Annotated in this window: 17 protein-coding genes; 7 read left to right on the top strand and 10 right to left on the bottom strand. The window is 66.5% G+C overall.

All coding sequences use genetic code 11. The features are described from left to right. Nucleotides 1-74 precede the first annotated feature (74 nt). Entirely contained in the window at nucleotides 75-1,748 is a 1,674-nt protein-coding gene (locus ACQW02_RS05260; RefSeq protein ID WP_431284220.1) for an AMP-dependent synthetase/ligase, read from the top strand. Between the two features lie 80 nt (nucleotides 1,749-1,828). Here ACQW02_RS05260 and ACQW02_RS05255 read toward each other — a convergent pair whose 3' ends face one another. Both ACQW02_RS05255 and ACQW02_RS05250 read right to left on the bottom strand, forming a co-directional pair. Beyond that, complete coding sequence (locus tag ACQW02_RS05255; protein ID WP_431284219.1) at nucleotides 1,829-2,605, bottom strand: acyltransferase; 777 nt, start codon at nucleotides 2,603-2,605, stop codon at nucleotides 1,829-1,831. A gap of 109 nt (nucleotides 2,606-2,714) precedes the next feature. Further along, a complete protein-coding gene (locus tag ACQW02_RS05250; RefSeq protein ID WP_431284218.1) occupies nucleotides 2,715-3,836 on the bottom strand; it encodes a hypothetical protein in 1,122 nt (373 codons plus the stop codon). Between the two features lie 554 nt (nucleotides 3,837-4,390). Here ACQW02_RS05250 and ACQW02_RS05245 point away from each other — a divergent pair. Genes ACQW02_RS05245 through ACQW02_RS05230 form a run of 4 tightly spaced genes read left to right on the top strand, consistent with a single transcriptional unit; the run spans nucleotide 4,391 to nucleotide 6,936 of the window. Continuing rightward, complete coding sequence (locus ACQW02_RS05245; RefSeq protein WP_431284217.1) at nucleotides 4,391-4,963, top strand: transposase; 573 nt, start codon at nucleotides 4,391-4,393, stop codon at nucleotides 4,961-4,963. 37 nt (nucleotides 4,964-5,000) lie between these two features. Beyond that, nucleotides 5,001-5,624 (top strand): bifunctional 4-hydroxy-2-oxoglutarate aldolase/2-dehydro-3-deoxy-phosphogluconate aldolase, encoded by a 624-nt coding sequence (locus ACQW02_RS05240; RefSeq protein WP_431284216.1) that lies wholly within the window; start codon nucleotides 5,001-5,003, stop codon nucleotides 5,622-5,624. Continuing rightward, nucleotides 5,621-6,562 carry a sugar kinase gene (locus tag ACQW02_RS05235; protein WP_431284215.1) on the top strand — a complete coding sequence of 314 codons (942 nt, stop codon included), beginning with the start codon at nucleotides 5,621-5,623 and terminating at the stop codon, nucleotides 6,560-6,562. The genes ACQW02_RS05240 and ACQW02_RS05235 overlap by 4 nt, the downstream gene beginning before the upstream one ends. Before the next feature lie 20 nt (nucleotides 6,563-6,582). Next, the gene (locus ACQW02_RS05230) at nucleotides 6,583-6,936 is read left to right on the top strand and encodes a hypothetical protein (protein WP_431284214.1); all 354 of its coding nucleotides are present in this window, start codon (nucleotides 6,583-6,585) and stop codon (nucleotides 6,934-6,936) included. A gap of 52 nt (nucleotides 6,937-6,988) precedes the next feature. Here ACQW02_RS05230 and ACQW02_RS05225 read toward each other — a convergent pair whose 3' ends face one another. The 8 genes from ACQW02_RS05225 to ACQW02_RS05190 are packed head-to-tail and all read right to left on the bottom strand — an operon-like array spanning nucleotide 6,989 to nucleotide 16,415. After that, nucleotides 6,989-7,393, bottom strand: a complete 405-nt coding sequence (locus ACQW02_RS05225; protein WP_431285863.1) for a VOC family protein — start codon at nucleotides 7,391-7,393, stop codon at nucleotides 6,989-6,991. Next, on the bottom strand, nucleotides 7,393-8,853 hold the full coding sequence (locus ACQW02_RS05220) for a M81 family metallopeptidase (RefSeq protein WP_431284213.1): 1,461 nt from the start codon (nucleotides 8,851-8,853) through the stop codon (nucleotides 7,393-7,395). The genes ACQW02_RS05225 and ACQW02_RS05220 overlap by 1 nt, the downstream gene beginning before the upstream one ends. Before the next feature lie 3 nt (nucleotides 8,854-8,856). After that, nucleotides 8,857-10,101 carry a Zn-dependent hydrolase gene (locus ACQW02_RS05215; RefSeq protein ID WP_431284212.1) on the bottom strand — a complete coding sequence of 415 codons (1,245 nt, stop codon included), beginning with the start codon at nucleotides 10,099-10,101 and terminating at the stop codon, nucleotides 8,857-8,859. After that, the gene (locus ACQW02_RS05210; RefSeq protein ID WP_431284211.1) at nucleotides 10,098-11,387 is read right to left on the bottom strand and encodes an ArgE/DapE family deacylase; all 1,290 of its coding nucleotides are present in this window, start codon (nucleotides 11,385-11,387) and stop codon (nucleotides 10,098-10,100) included. Before ACQW02_RS05210 ends, ACQW02_RS05215 begins: the two co-directional genes overlap by 4 nt. Further along, entirely contained in the window at nucleotides 11,384-12,991 is a 1,608-nt protein-coding gene (locus ACQW02_RS05205; protein WP_431284210.1) for an ABC transporter ATP-binding protein, read from the bottom strand. Before ACQW02_RS05205 ends, ACQW02_RS05210 begins: the two co-directional genes overlap by 4 nt. Then, nucleotides 12,988-13,824, bottom strand: coding sequence for an ABC transporter permease (locus ACQW02_RS05200; protein ID WP_431284209.1), 837 nt, complete (start codon nucleotides 13,822-13,824; stop codon nucleotides 12,988-12,990). Before ACQW02_RS05200 ends, ACQW02_RS05205 begins: the two co-directional genes overlap by 4 nt. Further along, nucleotides 13,821-14,807 carry an ABC transporter permease gene (locus ACQW02_RS05195; protein WP_431284208.1) on the bottom strand — a complete coding sequence of 329 codons (987 nt, stop codon included), beginning with the start codon at nucleotides 14,805-14,807 and terminating at the stop codon, nucleotides 13,821-13,823. Before ACQW02_RS05195 ends, ACQW02_RS05200 begins: the two co-directional genes overlap by 4 nt. A gap of 3 nt (nucleotides 14,808-14,810) precedes the next feature. Continuing rightward, nucleotides 14,811-16,415, bottom strand: a complete 1,605-nt coding sequence (locus ACQW02_RS05190) for an ABC transporter substrate-binding protein (RefSeq protein ID WP_431284207.1) — start codon at nucleotides 16,413-16,415, stop codon at nucleotides 14,811-14,813. Nucleotides 16,416-16,502: 87 nt separating this feature from the next. On the opposite strand from ACQW02_RS05190, the gene ACQW02_RS05185 reads away from it, so the two are divergent. Next, a complete protein-coding gene (locus tag ACQW02_RS05185; RefSeq protein WP_431284206.1) occupies nucleotides 16,503-17,540 on the top strand; it encodes a histone deacetylase family protein in 1,038 nt (345 codons plus the stop codon). Beyond that, nucleotides 17,537-18,541 carry a magnesium chelatase domain-containing protein gene (locus tag ACQW02_RS05180; RefSeq protein WP_431284205.1) on the top strand — a complete coding sequence of 335 codons (1,005 nt, stop codon included), beginning with the start codon at nucleotides 17,537-17,539 and terminating at the stop codon, nucleotides 18,539-18,541. The genes ACQW02_RS05185 and ACQW02_RS05180 overlap by 4 nt, the downstream gene beginning before the upstream one ends. The last annotated feature ends 49 nt before the right edge of the window (nucleotides 18,542-18,590 follow it).

Below are 18,590 nucleotides of genomic sequence, written 5' to 3'. Positions count from 1 at the left end.
GTCTGGCATCCGATGAGTGTTACCCCCGATATAAGCGGGCGACGGCTGGGGCCAAGCAGGGGGAGACAGATCGAGTGGCGAAGGATCAATGGGACAGCTTGCCGGCCATGCTCTTCGACCGGGCGCGCGCCTGGCCGGACCGGCCGATGCTGCGCTACTGGCGGGGCGGCGCCTGGCAGTCGATGCCCTGGGGCGCCTTCGCCGAGGCCGTGGCCCGCATCGCCGCCTGGCTGCGCGCCAACGGCGTCCAACCCGGCGACCGGGTGCTGCTGGTGGCGGAAAACCGCCCCGAATTCCCCATCGCCGACACCGCCATCATGGCGATCGGCGCGGTCACCGTGCCGACCTACACCACCAATACCGCCGCCGACCACGCGCATATCCTGAACGACTCGGGGGCCCGGGCCGCCATCGTCTCGACCGCCAAGCTGGCCGAGACGATCGACCGCGCGGCCGCCGAGACCGGGCTGGACCTGCGGCTCTGCATGCAGCCCCATGCCGGCTGGCATGACTGGGCGACCGCCGACGCCACCCCGGCCGACGCCGCCATGCTGATGGCCGAGGCCGAGACCATTCCGCCCGGGCGCCTGGCCTGCCTGATCTATACCTCCGGCACCGGGGGCAGCCCCAAGGGCGTGATGCTGCCGCACCGGGCCATGCTGGCCAACCGCGCCGGGGTCGCCGTGGTCGCCGAACGGCTGCACCTGGATGGCACCTGCTACCTGTCCTTCCTGCCGCTCAGCCATTCCTACGAACACACGGTGGGCGGCTTCCTGCTGCCTTCGCTCGGGATCGAGGTGGTCTATTCCCGCGGCGCCGACCGCATCGCCGGCGAATTCGCCGAAATCCGCCCCAGCGTGGTCACGGCCGTGCCGCGCCTGTTCGAAGTGCTGCGCGCCCGCATGCTGGCCCAGCGGGAAAAGCAAAGCCCGATGGCGCAACGCCTGTTCGACATGGCCGTGGCGCTGGGGCTGCGCCGGATGGACGGGCCGCGCTTCGGCCCCCTCACCTGGGCCGCCGACCGCATCCTGGACCGCCTGGTGCGGCAAAAAATCCGCGACCGCTTCGGCGGCAACCTGCTCGCCATGGTCTCGGGCGGTGCCAGGCTGGATCCCGACCTGTCGGGCTTCTTCATGGCCCTCGGGCTGCCGGTGCTGCAAGGCTATGGCCAGACCGAGGCCGGCCCGGTGATCAGCGTCAACCTGCCCTGGGACAACCACCGCCGCACTGTCGGCCCGCCATTGCCAGGGGTCGAAGCCCGCATCGCGGAGGATGGCGAATTGCTGGTCCGCGGCGCACTGGTGATGGATGGCTACTGGAACAACCCGGCCGCGACCGCGACGGCGATCCAGGACGGCTGGCTGCACACCGGCGATGTCGGGACCCTGGCGGATGGACGGCTGACCATCACCGACCGCAAGCGCGATTTCATAAAAACCCTGGGCGGCGACATGGTCAGCCCGGCGAAACTCGAAACGCTGCTGATGGCCGAACCGGAAATCGCCCAGGCCGTCGTCGCCGGCGAAGGCATGGCCGGCATCGTCGCCCTGCTGGTCCCGGCCGAGGGTGCCAAGGCCGATGTCGCGGTCAAGCGCGTCAACGCCCGCCTGTCGGGGATCGAGCGCATCCGCCACACCACGGTGGTGCCGCCCTTCACGGTGGAGAACGGCTTGCTGACGCCCACCATGAAGGTCAAGCGCCGCGCGGTGATCGAGGCGCATGCGGGGGTGATCGCCGGGATGCGGTAGCGGGTGGGGGGCAGGCCCGCCCCCAGGGCCGAGATTTGCTACAAGACCTCTATTGCCGTGCGCTCCTCAAGCAAGAGCGCTCAGAGATCAGTATCTTCGAGGGGAGCGGTGTAGGCTGCGTGATCGTACCCCCTCGGAAGAACTTGGGAGTGGTTCCAGAAGATTCCTGTCCTAACGACGCGCGCGGGATTTCCGGCCACAACGCAATTGGCAGGCACCTCGCGTGTCACAATTGACGCCGCGCCGATCACGCTGTCGCTATTGACGATGGCACCCTTGAGGACCTTAGCGTCCTCACCAATCCAGACCCTGTCGTGCACGACAATACTTTTCGCGATATTGACCCGCTTCATTGTCTCAAGGTCGAAAATTCCATGTCCATCATTCGTTCGAATGTTAATGCGCGTAGAAAAAAGACAGTGCCGCCCGATATTTATATGCTTATCTCCACCCTGTGCGAATATAAATGTTTTCGCGTGGCAGGTGAGATGGGAGTCTATAACAATAGAAGAACCCGCACCTTGCACTCGAAAGCCATTCTGATCTAAATTAAAATTTCTACCGACGATTATTTTGTTATAATTTCCTATTATGTCTATGCGCGATCCATTACATCGACCAGAACGTCCGAGCGCAATGTAATTGTTATTTCCTTTAAAGGACACCCTGATAGGCGCGGCAATAGATATGTCATCAGGATAATATAAGAAAAAATTTCCCTCCCCTTTGTCGATAACCTGAACCCCTTTAATCGAAAGCGAGCCTGCCGGCAAAATAGCCAGTTTCGATTCGGGAAATGTTACTTGCCAACGCTCCGCCAGATCACAGAGCGAAGATGAACTCACATTGCTGTCCATTGTGTCTCACTTTCCGCATTGATGCCCGAGCGAGTCAAAGTCCCCAAGACTGCCTCGGCCCGGATTCCGCACATATGTCTTGCCGCCGCATTAGGGCGCCGAATTCGCTTCAAGCAGCCTGAGCCTTGGCGAGTTCGCGCTTCTTCTGTTCGACGAATGTGGTGGTCATGCGCACGCCGATCGTCGCAGCCAGCCGATATGACGAATCTGGGATGGCGCGCTCCAAATCACCATCGATGTTCATCTGCAGAATCTCGACCGAGCTCCTAGGAAGCTCAACGGAAAACCCATGAAACTCGAAGATGGTATTGTCGTGTTCTGATAGTGATTTCCAAGAAATCTTCACAGTACCACTCGCGTAAGGGAGCTTATTAATCGGCCTGACGACAAAGGTTAGCTGTTTTTCTGTTGGATCGAAGTATCTCGTACCGGACACGTGCGCAGCCTGGGAGTGGCCGCCGTCGAAGATAATCTTCGCCTTGGTCTGGCTCAGATTGAGTCCGAGCCCAATGATGGCGCCTTCATAGTTCAGGTTAATTTTTGCTTGTCCAGGCCGCTCGAAACGTCGGAAATCAGCGCCAACCAGAGAAGTTTTCCGATGAATATCTTGACCACCCAGATCATTATGAAGCGCGGCCAGTTCGTAGCGGTAGTCGGGGGCCTGCACGAGCGAACGCATTCTGACCGGGCCGGATCGGATCAGAGAATGTAATTGCTCAGCCATCATCATGCCGAGTGACGTGGCGACCCAAGATGTCAGGTGATCCGGATCGCGAAAAAAATCGCTCCTGGGCAAAGATGATATCTGCATCATTTTGCTCAAATATTCATAACCATCAAAGAATGGAATGCCATTGGCCTTAGAAAAATCTAAGTATAGCGACCGCGCCAAGCCCCCCTTCTCGAGTCCTCTTTCGCTGGGCATCACAAGCATAACCGGAATACAATTCGTCGAGGCGAATTGATGTAGTATATATCTTAAACGATCCTCAATTGCAGATCGAAGATTTGCATTCCGCTCGATCAAAGGTTGCTCATTAACAACAAAATCAAAAATGCAAAAATCGAAATCGGCCGGATCAAAACGGCCAAGCGTAAATGGCAGCACCACCGAGGTGCTATGGCCCAGCGAAAAATTGCGGATCAAGGTCACAAGTCCACCGGACTGCATTCCGGAAACGTAACCATTTTTACCGACCGAGTTTGACGTGCCCACAATCGCGATCCGCATGCGTGCTACCTTACATCATAAAATAACAAAGGTTATACGCAAGATGGCCTGATTGAAATGTCTCGGCAATGGGCACTCTATTACATTCATCGTCCAAGATGGTTCACGGGCCAGATTTTGATGGAAAACTGTGCATCCTGAGGCGAACGTGGCTGGCGCCTCCGCAGTTCGGGACCGCCCGCGCATTACACGTCATCTCCTCAGACATTACCCGCATCGCCGGGCTGAACATCCATGGCTTGCCTGTGGGCGGATCACCCCTGCGCCCAGGCGACGCGCCAACCCGGAAACCCGTAGCGGCAGAGGTCAGCGATCGTCGTAGATTAATCGAGCCCAGTACTGATCCTGCTGACGTCGATCTGAACCCGGTCGCCCAGCTGCAGGGGTTCCGTTTCTGCTCCCTCAGCTTTCGAATAGGAAGAATGTAATGGCCTGCCGCAGCCGGGTCTGCGGCCGCTGCGCAGCTCGCCATGCTGAAACGATGCCAGCGAACCTCGCATCACCCATAAAAGAAAAAATACCTATTTCCCGCCACCACTGCTACAACCCTCCCCATGCGCCCCCACACCCCTCCCCGCCCCTGGTCCCCCCTCTCCGACCAGGAATGGGCCGCCCTCTATCCCCACCTCCTCCACCGCTCCCCCGCCGGGCGTCAGGTCGGAGACCTACGCCTGCGCATCGACGCCATCTTCCACATCGCCTGCACCGCCGCCCCCTGGCGCGAGACCCCCGAAAAATACGGCAAGCCCAACACCATCGCCCGCTATTTCCGTCGCCTCACCCATGGCGGCTTGTGGCAATCCCTCCTGCAAACCCTCGTCGCCCTCGACGACGACTCCCACCCGCTGCGCAGGATAGAGTCCTTCATCACCCGCGCCTGCCGCCGCGCCCACCGAATCCTCGGCCTGCAATTCCTCGTCCTGATCCGCCGCCTGGACATCCGATCCGCCCTCAACGGCCCGCCCTGGCTCCTCCCCGATCCCGATTTGTCCCAAATCCTGATTCTCCACAGCCTGCCTGCCTTGCAGCGCCGCGACCTCCCCACCATCCGCCTGCTCCGGCGCGTCCTGCGCACCGTCGCGGGCAAAAAATCCATCCCCCGCAGCGTGCGTCTGGCCTGGCCATGAGGAATACTCCCCCCAAAGCCACACAAGGCGCCCGTCCATGCACCCCGTGATCAAATCCCTGACCGCCGCCCGGGTCGTCCCGGTCATCCGCACCTCCACCGTCGCGCATGCCGCGACGGCGGTGGATTGGTTGATGCAGGCTGGCATCACCACCATCGAAATCACCCTCACCATCCCCGGCGCCATCGACCTGATCCGAACGCTCGCCGCCAACAAGGCGCTGCTGGTCGGCGCCGGCACCGTGCCCGATGCGGCGGCCGCCCAGGCCTGCCTCGATGCCGGGGCGCAGTTTTTAGTCACCCCCTGGACCGACCCCGCCGTCTGCGCCGTCGCCCGCCAGGCCGGCGCCGCCATGCTGCCCGGCGCCTTCACGCCCACCGAGGTCCGCGCCGCCCTGGCCGCCGGCGCCGATGCCGTGAAGATATTCCCCGCCTCCAGCGGCGGGCCGGGCCACCTCAAGGCGCTCTGCTCCGTCTTCCCCGGCGTGCCCTTCTGCCCGACGGGCGGCATCGATCCCCGCAACCTGCCCGAATGGATCGCCGCGGGCGCCGCCTTCGTCGGCATGGGCGGCAAGCTGGCCGACGAGGCCCTCATCGCCGCCGGCAACAAGGCGGCCCTGCAGGCCGCCGCCCGCGCCGCCCTCGGCATCGAATCGATATGACCGACCTCCTCTGCCTCGGCGAGCCGATGCTGGAACTGAACCGCCAGCCGCCCGACGCCTCCGGCCGCGCCCTGTATCTGGAGGGGTTTGGCGGCGACACCTCCAACGCCGCCATCGCCGCGGCGCGGCAGGGGGCATCGACAGGATATATTTCCGCCCTCGGCGACGACCCCGCCGGCCGCGCCTTCCGCGCCCTCTGGACGGCCGAGGGCGTGGACCACACCACCACCCGCACCGATCCCACGGCCCCCACCGGCCTCTACCTCGTCACCCACGACGTGACCGGCCACCACTTCGCCTTCTTCCGCACCGGTTCCGCCGCCAGCCGGCTGCAACCCCACGACTTGCCCGCCGCCGCCATCGAATCCGCCAAAATCCTGCACCTGTCGGGCATCAGCCAGGCGATCTCCGATGCCGCTTGCGATGCCGGCTTCCGCGCCATCGCCATCGCCCGCGCGGCGGGGACAAAAGTGTCCTACGACACCAACCTGCGCCTGCGCCTCTGGCCCGCGCCCCGCGCTGCCGCCGTCATCCACGCCGCCATCGCCCAGGCCGACATCGCCCTGCCCTCGCTGGAGGATGCGACGACCCTCACGGGCCTCACCGACCCCGATGCGGTCGCGGATTTCTACCTGCGCCTCTGCCCCCTGGTGGTGCTGAAGTGTGGCGCGGCCGGGGTGCTGGTCGCCAGTGCCGATGGACGGACAAGAATCCCAGGACACAGGGTGGCCAGCATCGACGCCACCGGCGCCGGCGACACGTTTTGCGGCGCCTTCCTGGCCCGCACCCTGGCCGGCGACGATCCGGCCAGCGCCGCGGCTTACGCCAATGCCGCCGCCGCCCTGGCGACGACGGGCTATGGCGCCGTCGCCCCGATCCCCCGCCCCGATGCGGTCCGCGCCCTTCAGCATTCCTCAACCGCTGGTGGCGCAACATGACCGGAGCAGGAGACCACGGCATGCGCATCGAACACGACGAGAACGGTGTGGCCCGCGTGGTGTCCTACGATCTCGGCGACATGGTTCTCCTCCGCATCGATGAGGGGGGGGAGATGCCGATGGGCCGCGCCGGGGACTGGGGGGCGGTGGTGCAGATCAGCCCGGGCGGGGCGCATCTGGATATCAAGATCGCGGGGCACTCGGCCTCACGCAAATCCACCGTGCGGGGGCTGACCGATATTCCGATCCGGATCGTGCAGCCCTGCGACAGCGCCGGCAAACCCATCCCGCTACCGCACAAGGGGGTAGCGGTCTCGGGCACCCTGCGCGAACGCGGCGGCCAGGGTTGGAAACGCAGTGCGGGCGCGCTTTAGCGCCCCCTTCCCCAGCATCGGCGGGACCGCCGGCCAGGCCGTCCGAAACGTCTCAATCCGGCCGGCGCACCAGCGCGATTTTGTTCCCATCCGGGTCGCGCAGATAAGCGGCGTAGAATCCCTCGCCATACTGCGGCCTTGGCCCGGGCGGGCCTTCGCAGGTGCCGCCCGCCGCCAGCCCCTGGTCATAGGCCGCCCGCACCAGCGCCTCCTCCCCCACGGCAAAGGCCACCATGCCGCCATTGCCGACCGAGGCCGCCCCGCCATCGAAGGGCCGGGCGATGTAGAAGGCCCGCGGCGCCTCGGCCGCCGGGCTCCAGCCCGCCCAACCCGTCTCCGGCCAGGTGCCGGTGCGGACATGGCCCAGCGCGCCCAGCACCGCATCGTAGAAACGGATCGCCCGATCGAAATCGGCGACCCCGACCGAGACATAGGCCAAGATCCCCGGGGCGATCATCACGCGGCCCTCGGCTTCAACCGCAGCCCCGGCCGCAGATGCTTGAACGGTAACACCGATGGATCGGCGACCACCGGGCCGGGCGCGGTGACGATGATCACCCGCTCCGCCAGCGGCTGGAAATCCGCCCGGAAATGCACCGAGGATTTCAGCGCCAGGATTTTTTGCTCCGCCGGCTCCACCCCCAGGTGGCGGAAGATCGCCTGGTCGTACGCCTGCATCTTGCGGCTGGTGACGATGACGCGGACGCGGTCGAAGGCGATCAGCGCCGACGGCCCAAGGTCCGCCGCGTTCCCGCCCGTCATCGGCCCGGTGCAGATGAAGCGCCCATCCGACAGCCGCAGCACCCGCGCGGTGCCGGTAAACGGCACCCCGTCGCTGCGCCCGCCCAGGGTCAAGGACAGGGTCGCTCCCTCCCTGGCCGCGTGGCAGGCGGCGGCGGCCAGGTCGTCGTTGATCAGCGCCAGCACGGCGTCCGCCCCCTGCGCGACCAACTCGGCCAGCAGCCCGGTGGTGTCGCCATGACCGCCGCCGCCGGGGTTGTCCTGCGTATCGGCCAGCACGACGGGGCGGGAGGATTGGATGCGCAGCGCCTCGGCCACGCCCTCCGCCGCCGGCATCACATCCAGGACGAAGGAGGTCTCGTGATCCTCCAGCCAGCCGGCGAGCCCATCGGCGGCGGCATCGGCGGCGGCCTGGGTCTCGGCATAGGCAAAGACCGCGACGCCGCAGTCGGGGAAATCGGCATAGGGAAACCCAAAGCACAGCCCGAGTTCGGCAACCGCCTTCGCCAACCCGGCACGCACACCCATCGCATCAGCCATGGGCGGCACCAGGGTGCACATGCCCGGCAGCGGTATCCAGAAATCCAACTGGCGGAAGGCCCGGGCAAAAGGCTTGCCGTGCTTGATGCGGGCGAGCAGCAGGGCGACGGCCCGCGCGCCGGCCTCCTTCATGTCGACATGGGGATAGGTACGGAACGGCGTCAGCACATCCGCCCGCCGCACCATCGCCGCGGTCAGGTTGCAATGCGGATCCAGGCTGGCGGCGATCGGCAAATCCCCCGCCACGGCACGGATGCGGCGCAGCAACTCGCCCTCCGCATCGGGAAAGGTGACGTTCAGCATCGCGCCATGCAGGTCGAGGTAGAGCCCATCCAGCGGCCCCGCGGCCTCAAGGTCGCTGACGATCAGGGCGCAGATGCGTTCGAAGGCATCATCGGTCACCGGCCCCGCGGGGTTGGCAAAGGCCCAGGTCAGCGGGACCAGGGTGACGCCCGCGGCCTCCGCCGCCGCGATGGCGCCGGCCGCGGGGACGGCGGTGTGGCGCAGGTGGTGGATCATCCCGGCCGGGCGCTGCAGCGGCGGCCAGCCGCCGGGGGCCAGGAAATCCTGCCAGCCGGTCGGGTGGGCGGCGAAGGAATGGCTCTCGTGCAAAAAACCGGCGATGCCGATGCGCATGGGTCAGGCGACCTTGGCGGCGGCCAGCACGGCATCGGCCAGGACCCGCAGCCCCGCTTCGGCCCAGTCCTGGGTGATGCTCTCGGCCTCGTTGTGGCTGATGCCGCCATGGCAGGGGACGAAGATCATCGTCGCCGGCAGGCGGCGGGCGACATAGACGGCGTCATGGCCGATGGCGGTCGGCATCTCCTTATGCGGGATGGCCAGGCGCCTGGCGGCGTCGCGCACATGCCCGACCAGGGCGGGATCGAAGGGCGTCATCGGGCAGAGCCAGAAGGTATCGACCTCGGCGGCCACGCGGCGACGGGCGCCGACGGCCAGGGCCTCGGCGCGCAGGGCCTCGCCCATCGCGGCCAGGGCGGCCTCGTCGGAGTGGCGGAAGTCGACGCTGAACCAGATTTTCGACGGCACGACGTTGCGGCTGTCGGGGGTGACGGTCAGCCGGCCCACGGTGCCGCGCCCGGGCTCACCGGAGGGTGCGAGGGTGGTCAGTGCGATGCGTTCGACCGCCAGCACAAGTTCGGCGGCGCCCATCATGGCATCGCGGCGCCCGGCCATGGCGCTGCCGCCATGCGCGTCGTCGCCGGTCACGGTGACGTCGAACCAGGCCTGGGCAAGGGCGTGGGTGACGACGCCGATCGACAGGCCCTCCCGTTCCAGCACCGGGCCTTGTTCGATGTGCACTTCGAAGTAGGCACCCAGGTTCTGCAGCGCCGCGGGATCGTCGCCGCCCGCCCAGCCGATGCGGGTCAGTTCATCGCCGAAGCGGAGACCCTCGTGGTCGGCCTGGGCCAGGGTCGCGGCTTCCTCGAAAAACCCCATCGCGGCGCCGCTGCCCATCATGGGCGGCGAGAAGCGGGCGCCTTCCTCGTTGGTCCAGTTGATCAGCATGAGCGGCGCTTCGGTTTCGATGCCGGCTTCGTGGACGGCGCGCAGCACCTCCAACCCCGTCAGCACGCCCAGCACGCCATCGTATTTCCCGCCGGTGGGCTGGGTGTCGAGGTGACTGCCAATGGCCACCGGCTTCTTCGACGGATCGCGGCCCGGGCGGGTGAACGTCATGTTGCCCAGCCGGTCCAGCCCCGGCGTCAGCCCAATGGCGGCGCACCATTCGGTCAGCAGCGCGCGGCCCTGGCCGTCGAGATCGGTCAATGTCTGGCGATTGCAGCCGCCCTTTGGCGTGCCGCCGATCGCGGCCATCGCCATCAGATCGGCCCAGAGACGGTCGGCGGAAAGCGGCAGGTTCATCGGATGGACTCCACGCCGCACCATGTCGCCATGGTCAACGCGATGGTGGCGGTGATGTCGTGAATGCTGTCCAGGCCGACGCTTTCGTCGATGCCATGGATCTCCTGGGCATCCGGCCCGAAGCAGGCGACCGGGGTGTTCTGGTAGAGTTGGAAGAAGCGGCCGTCGGTCAGCCCCGTCGCGGGGTAGTGGCGCAGGGTCTGGCCCGAGACATCGGCGAAGGTCTGGGTGGCCAGGCGCACGATCTCCGCCTCGGTATCGAAGACGCAGGGGTCGGCCATGAAGCCCTTGAACTCCAGCAGGAATTTTGCCCCGGCCGTGGCGGGGTCGTGGCGCGCGGCCTCGACGATGGCTTCGATATCGGCGCGCACGTTCAGGGCGGTATTGCCCATCATGACGCCGACGCGCATCCCGAGTTTGGCGCGCGTGGGCACGCTGCTGTTCCACTCGCCGCCTTCCAGGGTGCCGATGTTCACGTTCACCGGGTGGTTCACGCCGCGGAAGGCGGGGTGGATTTTTTCGCCGCGGTTCTGGTCGTCTTCATAGGCCTTGAACCGGGCGGCGACAGACATCGCGGCCTCGATCGCGTTCACGCCGGCCTTGATGTCGCGCACATGCGCGGGGCGGCCGGTGACGGTGACCCAGGCCCAGACCACGCCGACCTCAGCCGTGTAGAGCGCCGGCAGGCCGGGGCCGGGTTCGGGAATGATGACCGCATCGGTCTTCGGCATCGCCACCATGCAGGCCAGCGCGCCATTGCCGCTGCATTCTTCTTCGATCACCGACTGCATCTGCACCTCGGCGGCGGGTTGCAGCCCCGCCAGGCGCAAAGCCTTGAAGGCGGTGACATAGGCGATGATCCCCGCCTTCATGTCGCCGGCGCCGCGGCCATACATGCGGCCGTCGCGGATGTCGGGCTCGAAGGGCGGCGTGACCCAGATATCGGCAGCCCCTTCGGGCACCACATCGACATGCCCCTGCAAGGTCAGCGACCGGCCGCGTTTTTCGCGCGGGGTATGGACGGCGACGACATTGTCGCGACCCTCATACGACATCAGCGGCGGCGAGAATCCGGGATGCGAGGCCAGCGCCAGCGGATCGGTCGGCACGCGGCGCGGGGCGAGGCCCAGGCTTTCGTAGACCCGCGCCATCTCGTCCAGCGCCGAGGCTTCGTTGCCCAGCGTGGACTCGCAGCGCACCAGGCGCTTGAGGTTCTCCACCCCATCCTCGCGCAGGGCCGTGACCGCTTCCAGGATGGCGCGACGGGCGCCGGGGTCGAGTGTCATGCAACCTCTCCAAGATCCGGCGGCGTCCAGGCGCGGCCGGGAATACTGTCCAGCAGTTGCTGCGTATAGGGGTGGGCCGGGTGCGCAAAAACCTGGCCGACGGGCCCCTGTTCGACAATGGCCCCCCGCTGCATCACCGCGATGTGGTCGCAGACCTGGGCGGCCACGCGCAGGTCATGGGTGATGAACAGCATGGTCAGGTCTTCCCGCGCGCGGATTTCCGCGAGCAGGGCCAGGACCTCCGCCTGCACCGACACATCCAGCGCGCTGACGGGTTCATCGGCGATCAGCAATTCCGGCTTCATCGCAAGCGCCCGGGCGATGCCGATGCGCTGGCGCTGGCCGCCGCTGAATTCATGCGGGTAGCGGTCCATCGCCGAGGGATCCAGGCGCACCGTCGCCAACAGCGATTTGGCCCGGTCCAAGGCCTCGGCGCGCGGGGTGCCGTGGGTGATCGGGCCTTCGGCAATGATCTCGCCGACTTTTTTCCGTGGATTCAGCGAGGCATAGGGATCCTGGAAGATCATCTGCACGCGCTGGCGATAGGGCTTCATGGCCGCGCGGGACAGCGGGCGCAAATCGTCGCCGTTGAAGAGGATCTCGCCCTTTTCCGGCGTCACAAGGCGGACGACGCAGCGCGCCAGGGTGGATTTGCCGGAGCCACTCTCCCCCACAAGCCCCAGCGTCTCGCCCCGCGCCAGGGTGAAGTCCGCGTCATGCACCGCGCGCACGACCGTGCCTGCGGAAAACCAGCCGCCGCGGCGATAGGTCTTTTCCACCCCGGTGACCCGCAGCAGCGGCGGCCCGCGTTCGATGCTGGCCCCGCCGCCCCTGGGAAAGCCGGGCACGGCGCGGATCAGCGCCTTGGTATAGGGGTGTTGTGGTTGGTTCAGGATGTCAGCCGAAAAACCTTGTTCGACGATGCGGCCGTGTTGCATCACCGCGACGCGATCGGCAATTTCCGCGACCACGCCAAAATCATGGGTGATGAACAGCACCCCGGTGCCGCGTCGCTGCTGGATCTCGCGGATCAGGCGCAGGATCTGCATCTGGGTCGTGACGTCCAGCGCCGTGGTCGGTTCGTCGGCGATGAGCAGCGCCGGTTCCAGGGCGAGCGCCATGGCGATCATCACCCGCTGGCGCTGGCCACCCGACAGGCGGAAGGGATGGCTGCGCGCGATGGCGGCGGGGTCGGGCAGATTCACCGCGCCCAACAATTCCACGACGCGGCCGCGGTCGGCGACACCATGGACGGCCAGCGCCTCGCCGATCTGGTCGCCGACCTTCATCAGCGGGTTCAGCGCCGTCATCGGTTCCTGGAAGATCATCGCCATGCGTTGGCCGCGCAATTGGCGCATGGCCTCCGGCGATTGGGCGCGCAGGTCGATGCCGTCGAGCAACATCCGTCCCGCACGCAGCGGCAGGCCCTTGGGCAGCAACCCCATCACGGCATTGGCGGTGATGGATTTGCCCGATCCGCTTTCGCCGACGACGCAAAGGATTTCGCCACGCGCAACGTTCAGCGACACATCTTCGATCGCATGCGGCCGGTCGGCGCCGGGCGGGAGTGCGACGGTCAGTCCCTCGATGGTCAGGATACTCATGCACGACCCCGGGCGAGGCGGGGGTTGAGCGCGTCGGACAGGCCTTCGCCGACTAGGTTCAGGGCGAGCACGGTCAGAAAAATCGCAACGCCGGGGAAGACGCTCATCCACCAGGCGATGCGGATCACGCTGCGGCCGGAGCCGATCAGGAAGCCCCAGGTCATCAGGTTCGGATCGCCCAGGCCCAGGAACGACAACGCGGATTCCAGCAGGATCGCCGTCGCCACCATCAACGACGCCAGCACGACGATGGGCGACAGCGCATTCGGCAGGATATCGCCCACCATGATGGCGATGCGAGATTTGCCGAGGCATTCGGCCGCCTGCACGAATTCTCGCGAACGCAGCCCCAGGAATTCGGCCCGCACCACCCGCGCCACCGGCGGCCAGGAGACGATGGCGATGGCGAAGACGATCGACGAAATCGACGGCGAAAAAATCGCCACCAGCAGGATCGCCAGGATGAAGGAGGGAATGGTCTGGAAGAATTCGGTAAAGCGCATCACCGCATCATCCACCCAGCCCCCGGCATAGCCGGCGATGGCGCCCAGGGTAACGCCGATGCCAAGGGCCGCGACGGTGGACACCGCGCCGACCATCAGTGACACGCGCGCCCCATGCGCAATGCCGGACGCGACGTCGCGGCCGAGGCTGTCGGACCCCAAAAGCATCCCCATCTCGCCCGGCGGCACGAAGGGGGCGGCGGCCATGTCCCAGGGCGAGCCTGGGAAGATGACGGGCGCGAGGGCCGCCATCAGCATGACCAGCAGCAGGATCACGAGGCCCACGACCGCGCCCCGGTTGCGCGAAAAGCGGCCCCAAAACTCCCTCATCCCTGGACCTCCACCCGCGGGTCGACCAGCGCGTAGAGCAGGTCGGTGAAGATGTTGAAGATCACGACCATCGCCGAGGTGCAGAAGAAGACGCCGAGCAGCACCGGGTAGTCGCGCGCCAGCAGGGCCTCGAACGCCAGCCGGCCGATGCCGGGCCAGGCGAAGACGGTTTCGACCAGGATGGACCCACCCACCAACTGCCCGGCCTGGATGCCGGCCAGGGTGATGACGGGCAGCAGCGCGTTGCGCAGGATGTGGCGGCGCAGGATGCGGCCTTCGGGCACGCCTTTCGCACGGGCCGTCTTGACGAAGTCCTGGTCGGCGACTTCCAGCATCGTTGCGCGCGTGAGGCGCGCGTAAACGGCGAGGTAGAACAGGCCAAGCGTCAGCGCCGGCAGGATCAGATGCTTGCCGACATCCAGCACCGCCACGATGCCGGTATAATCGGCGCCAACCGTGTTCATGCCAAAGGATGGCAGCCAACCCAGCACCACCGAAAACAGCAGCACCAGCATCAGCCCGACCCAAAAGATCGGCGTGGCGTAGAAGGTCAGCGCCAGCACGGTGATCGCGCTATCGGCCCAGGTGCCGACCCGGCGCGCGGCCAGCGCACCAAGGGTAACGCCGCCGACCACGGCGAAGACAAAGGCGGCTCCGGTCAACAATAGCGTCGCCGGCAGCCGCTGCGCGATGAGTGCCGCGACACCCATCTGCTGGCGGTGCGAGTAGCCGAGGTCAAGCGTCAGCACGCCCCGTACATAGATCCACAATTGTTCCAGCAAGGGTCGGTCGAGCCCGAACTGCGTGCGGAGTTGCGCGAGGTAGCGTTCGTCCGCCGCCCCGGACTGCCCGGCGATCACGCTGGCCGGGTCGCCCGGGGCCGCATGGATCAGGAAGAAATTGCAGACGACGATCGCCAGGATGACGATCGCCGCCTTGATGATCCGCCGCAGCAGGAAACCGGGCAGCCGCTGCGGATCCATGGCTCAGGACGCCAGGAAGACGTCGTCGAAGCTCTTGTGGATGCCGGTGCCGCCGGTGATGACGTTGCGCAACCGGCGGTCGGCGATGGTCGGGAAGGCCATTTCCATCAGCCAGATCTGCGCCATGTCATCGACCAGCAGTTTCTGCACATCCGAGAAGGCCTGGCGCCGCACGGCGGGATCCGCGCTGCCCCGCGCCTGTGCGAAAAGCTCATCCACCCGCGGGTTGGAATAGCCACCGGTATTGGTGAAGGTCACCTTCTGGATATTGGAGGAGACATAGGTCCGCTCCACGCCGAGGGTCGGGTCGCCGAACTGATAGACGAAATTGACCGAGGTTTCGTATTCCCAGGCGCCGATGCGCCGCGCCCAGGAGCCGGCATCGGTGCTTTCCAATTGCAGGTCGATGCCGACGCCGCGCATCGATTGGCGCAGGTATTCCGCCAGGCGCGACCAGACCTCGCCATAGGGCAGCACCAGATGCTTGATCGTGGCGCGCACCCCCTGCGCATTGGGGCGCAGCCCGGCGGCGTCGAGCAGTTGCATCGCGGCGCGTGGGTCGAAGGGCGGCAGGGTGACGCTGGGGTCGTAGAATTTCGTCGTGCTGGCGACGGGCCCGGTCGCTGGCTTGTTGATGCCGAACCACAGGCGCTGGGTGATGAAGTTGCGGTCGATCGCCTGGCTCATGGCCCGGCGCACGCGCACGTCGTTGAGCGGGGTGACGCGGTGGTTGGTTTCGATCCAGGCGAGTGGCGAAAAATATTCCCAGCCGGCGGTCATCACTTCCAGGTTGGGGCGGCCGCGCAGGGCGGGGACGTCGAAGGGTTCGATGTCGTTCGAATGCGCCAGCACGGCCTGGCCGGTCTCCATCGCCAGGCGGCGGCTTTGGCTGTCGGGGACGATGCGGAAGATGATCGCGTCGAGGTAGGGCTGGTTCGGCTTCCAGTAATCCGCAAAACGTTCCAGGCGGATGAAGTTGCCGCGCTGCCATTCGACGAAACGGAACGGTCCGGTGCCGATGGGCCGCTGCACGGCCGGCGCCTGACGGTAGTCCTGGCCGTCGAACAGCGCCTTGCTGACGATGGCGCAGGCGGTGACGTCGAACATCAAAAGGAAGGGTTCGAAGGGCTGCTTCAGCGTGAAGACCACGGTCAGCGGATCGGGCGCCGTCGCCGTGTCGATCAGGCTGAAGATGGCGCGGGCACGCGGCGCCAGTTCGAAGTGGAATTTCGTGACCGAGAAGATGACGTCATCTGCCGTCATCGGCGTGCCATCGTGGAATTTTACGCCAGGCTGAAGCTTGAACGTATACTCCTTGCCATCCGGGCTGATGGTCCAGGACTGCGCCAGTTCCGGCTGCGGTTCCAAGGTGGGGCTGAACTTCAGCAGGCCCTGGAAGATCTTTGACGCCGCGATCAGGGTCGGCCCCTGCTGGTTCACGCCGATCTGCAAGACAGGCGGCTCCGGCGTCAGCATCGTCGTCAAGGTGCCGCCGCGCCGCGGGGCGACGCCCTGCGCGATCGCGTCATCGACCTGCATCAGCCCAACCGATGCCAGAAATCCGCCCGCAGCCGAAGCCGCCGTGAATCCACGACGCGAAACGCTCATTGCATTGTCTCCCAGACTTGCAGGATGGGAGGCTACGCCGCGCGGCCAAGTCTCGACAACCCGCGCATCGCGGGCGAGGTTGTGGGGATGCGGACATTCCACAACATCTCCGAAGCGCTTCACACGCCGCGCTTTTTCCTCATGCGCGGGGCGGTGCGACAGAACTACGAAGTGCCCGCGCGGGCGGCGGCGCTGCGCGAGGGGCTGGCCAGCCTGGGGCTGGCGCCGGAGGCGGCGCTGCCCGCCAGCCTGGCGACGCTGCTGACGGTGCATGACGGGGCCTACCTGGATTTCCTGGCCAATGCCGCGAAGGATTGGGCGGCATTGCCGGAAGCGGGGCCGGAGGTGGTGGCGAATATCCACCCGAGCCCGGAGATGCTGGCCCAGGGCGGCGTGCCCTCGGCCAGCGTCATCAGCCGGACGGGCTGGTTCACCGCCGATTGCGCCTGCCCGATCGGGCCTGGCACTTGGGAGGCTTCGGTGGGGGCCGCCGGGGCCGCGCTGGCGGCAGCGGGCGAGGTTGCGGCGGGGCGGAATGCCTATGCGCTGTGCCGTCCGCCGGGCCACCACACCTACGCCGCGCGGGCGGGCGGGCATTGCTACATCAACAACGCGGCGCTGGCGGTCGAACACCTGCGCGCGGCAGGGGCGGCGCGGGTCGCGGTGCTGGACATCGACAGCCACCACGGCAATGGCACGCAGGGGATCTTCTGGGATCGGGCGGATGTGCTGACGGTCAGCCTGCATGCCGATCCGGGGCGGTATTACCCATGGTTCGTCGGCCACGCGCGGGAAACGGGTGGTACGCCCGATGGCAACCTGAACCTGCCGCAGGATTTTGGCGTGGGCGATGATGTGTGGCTCGCCGCACTGGATGATGGGATCGCGGCGATCCGGCGCTTCGGGGCCGATGCGCTGGTCGTGCCGCTGGGTTTCGATGCGTCGGAGGATGAACCGCTGGCGGCGCTGAAGGTCACCGCCGACGGGTTTGCCCGCGCGGGGGCGGCGATTGGGGCGATGGGGCTGCCCACCTGCATCACGCAGGAAGGCGGCTACAACGTCGACGTCATCGGCGGGCTGCTGGCGCGATTCCTGACCGGGTTTGGGGACGCCACAAGCGCGTGATCTCCCGCGTCGCGACCTTTGCCTTCACCGGCATGGAGCCCCAGCCGGTCGAGGTGCAGGTGCAGATCAGCGCCGGCATGCCGGCCTTCACCCTGGTCGGGCTGGGCGACAAGGCGGTGGGCGAGAGCCGGGAGCGTGTGCGTGCGGCCCTGGCATCGCTGGGCCTGTCGCTGCCGCCCAAGCGGGTGCTGGTGAATCTGGCACCGGCGGATCTGGCCAAGGAGGGGTCGCACTACGACCTGCCCATCGCGCTGGCCCTGCTGGCGGCGATGGAGTTGTTTCCTATCGAGGACCTGGCCCGCTTCGCCGCACTGGGCGAATTGGCGCTGGATGGCGCGCTGCTGCCGGTGCCGGGCGTGCTGCCGGCCGCGCTGGCAGCGGCTGGGCGCGACCTTGGGCTGATCTGCCCCGCATCGCAGGGGGGTGAGGCTGCCTGGGCCGGCCCCGTGGAAGTCCTGGCGCCGCCGAACCTTGCCACTCTGCTGGCCCATATGCGCGGCACGCAGCCGCTGATGGCGCCCAAGCCTTCGCCGCCGCTGGACCGTGCCGCCGATGCGCTGTGTCTGTCGCAGGTGAAGGGGCAGGAGACCGCCAAGCGCGCCCTGGAAGTGGCGGCCGCCGGGGGCCACAACCTGATCCTGTTGGTGACAAGAGCCCCGTCATTTGGCGACTTGGCGGACTGCGGGGTTGCTGTCGCGGTGGCCTGCCGTCGCTGTGGGTGGCGTTGCGGGTTGGATGCTCGGTTGGAGGAGCGGCGGGGGCGCGGACACCTGGGTGCCCTCTCGGTGTCTGCTCCCTGCGGCCGTTGCGGTGGGATTGGGGGGGAGATGCTCTTTGGTGGGTTGGGTTGGTACGCTGGTCCTGTCGCCGTCCCGTGCGCGCCTGGTGTCCTCCCCTACGTGCGCCTGGCGTACTTCGGCCCGCATCGTCGCCCGCCGCCGCTCCCGTGGACCCGCCCGGCGCCGCTGGTCCTCGAGCCTTCTGCTGGTGGTGCCGTTTAGTGACCCCCCCTGGCCTGTTTTGAGACCGACTTCGAAATCTCGGCTAAAG

The organism is Humitalea sp. 24SJ18S-53 (assembly GCF_050632385.1).
Taxonomy (GTDB): domain Bacteria; phylum Pseudomonadota; class Alphaproteobacteria; order Acetobacterales; family Acetobacteraceae; genus Humitalea.
Note: the sequence above shows the minus strand (reverse complement) of the source record. Positions and strands in the feature narration are given on the sequence as shown.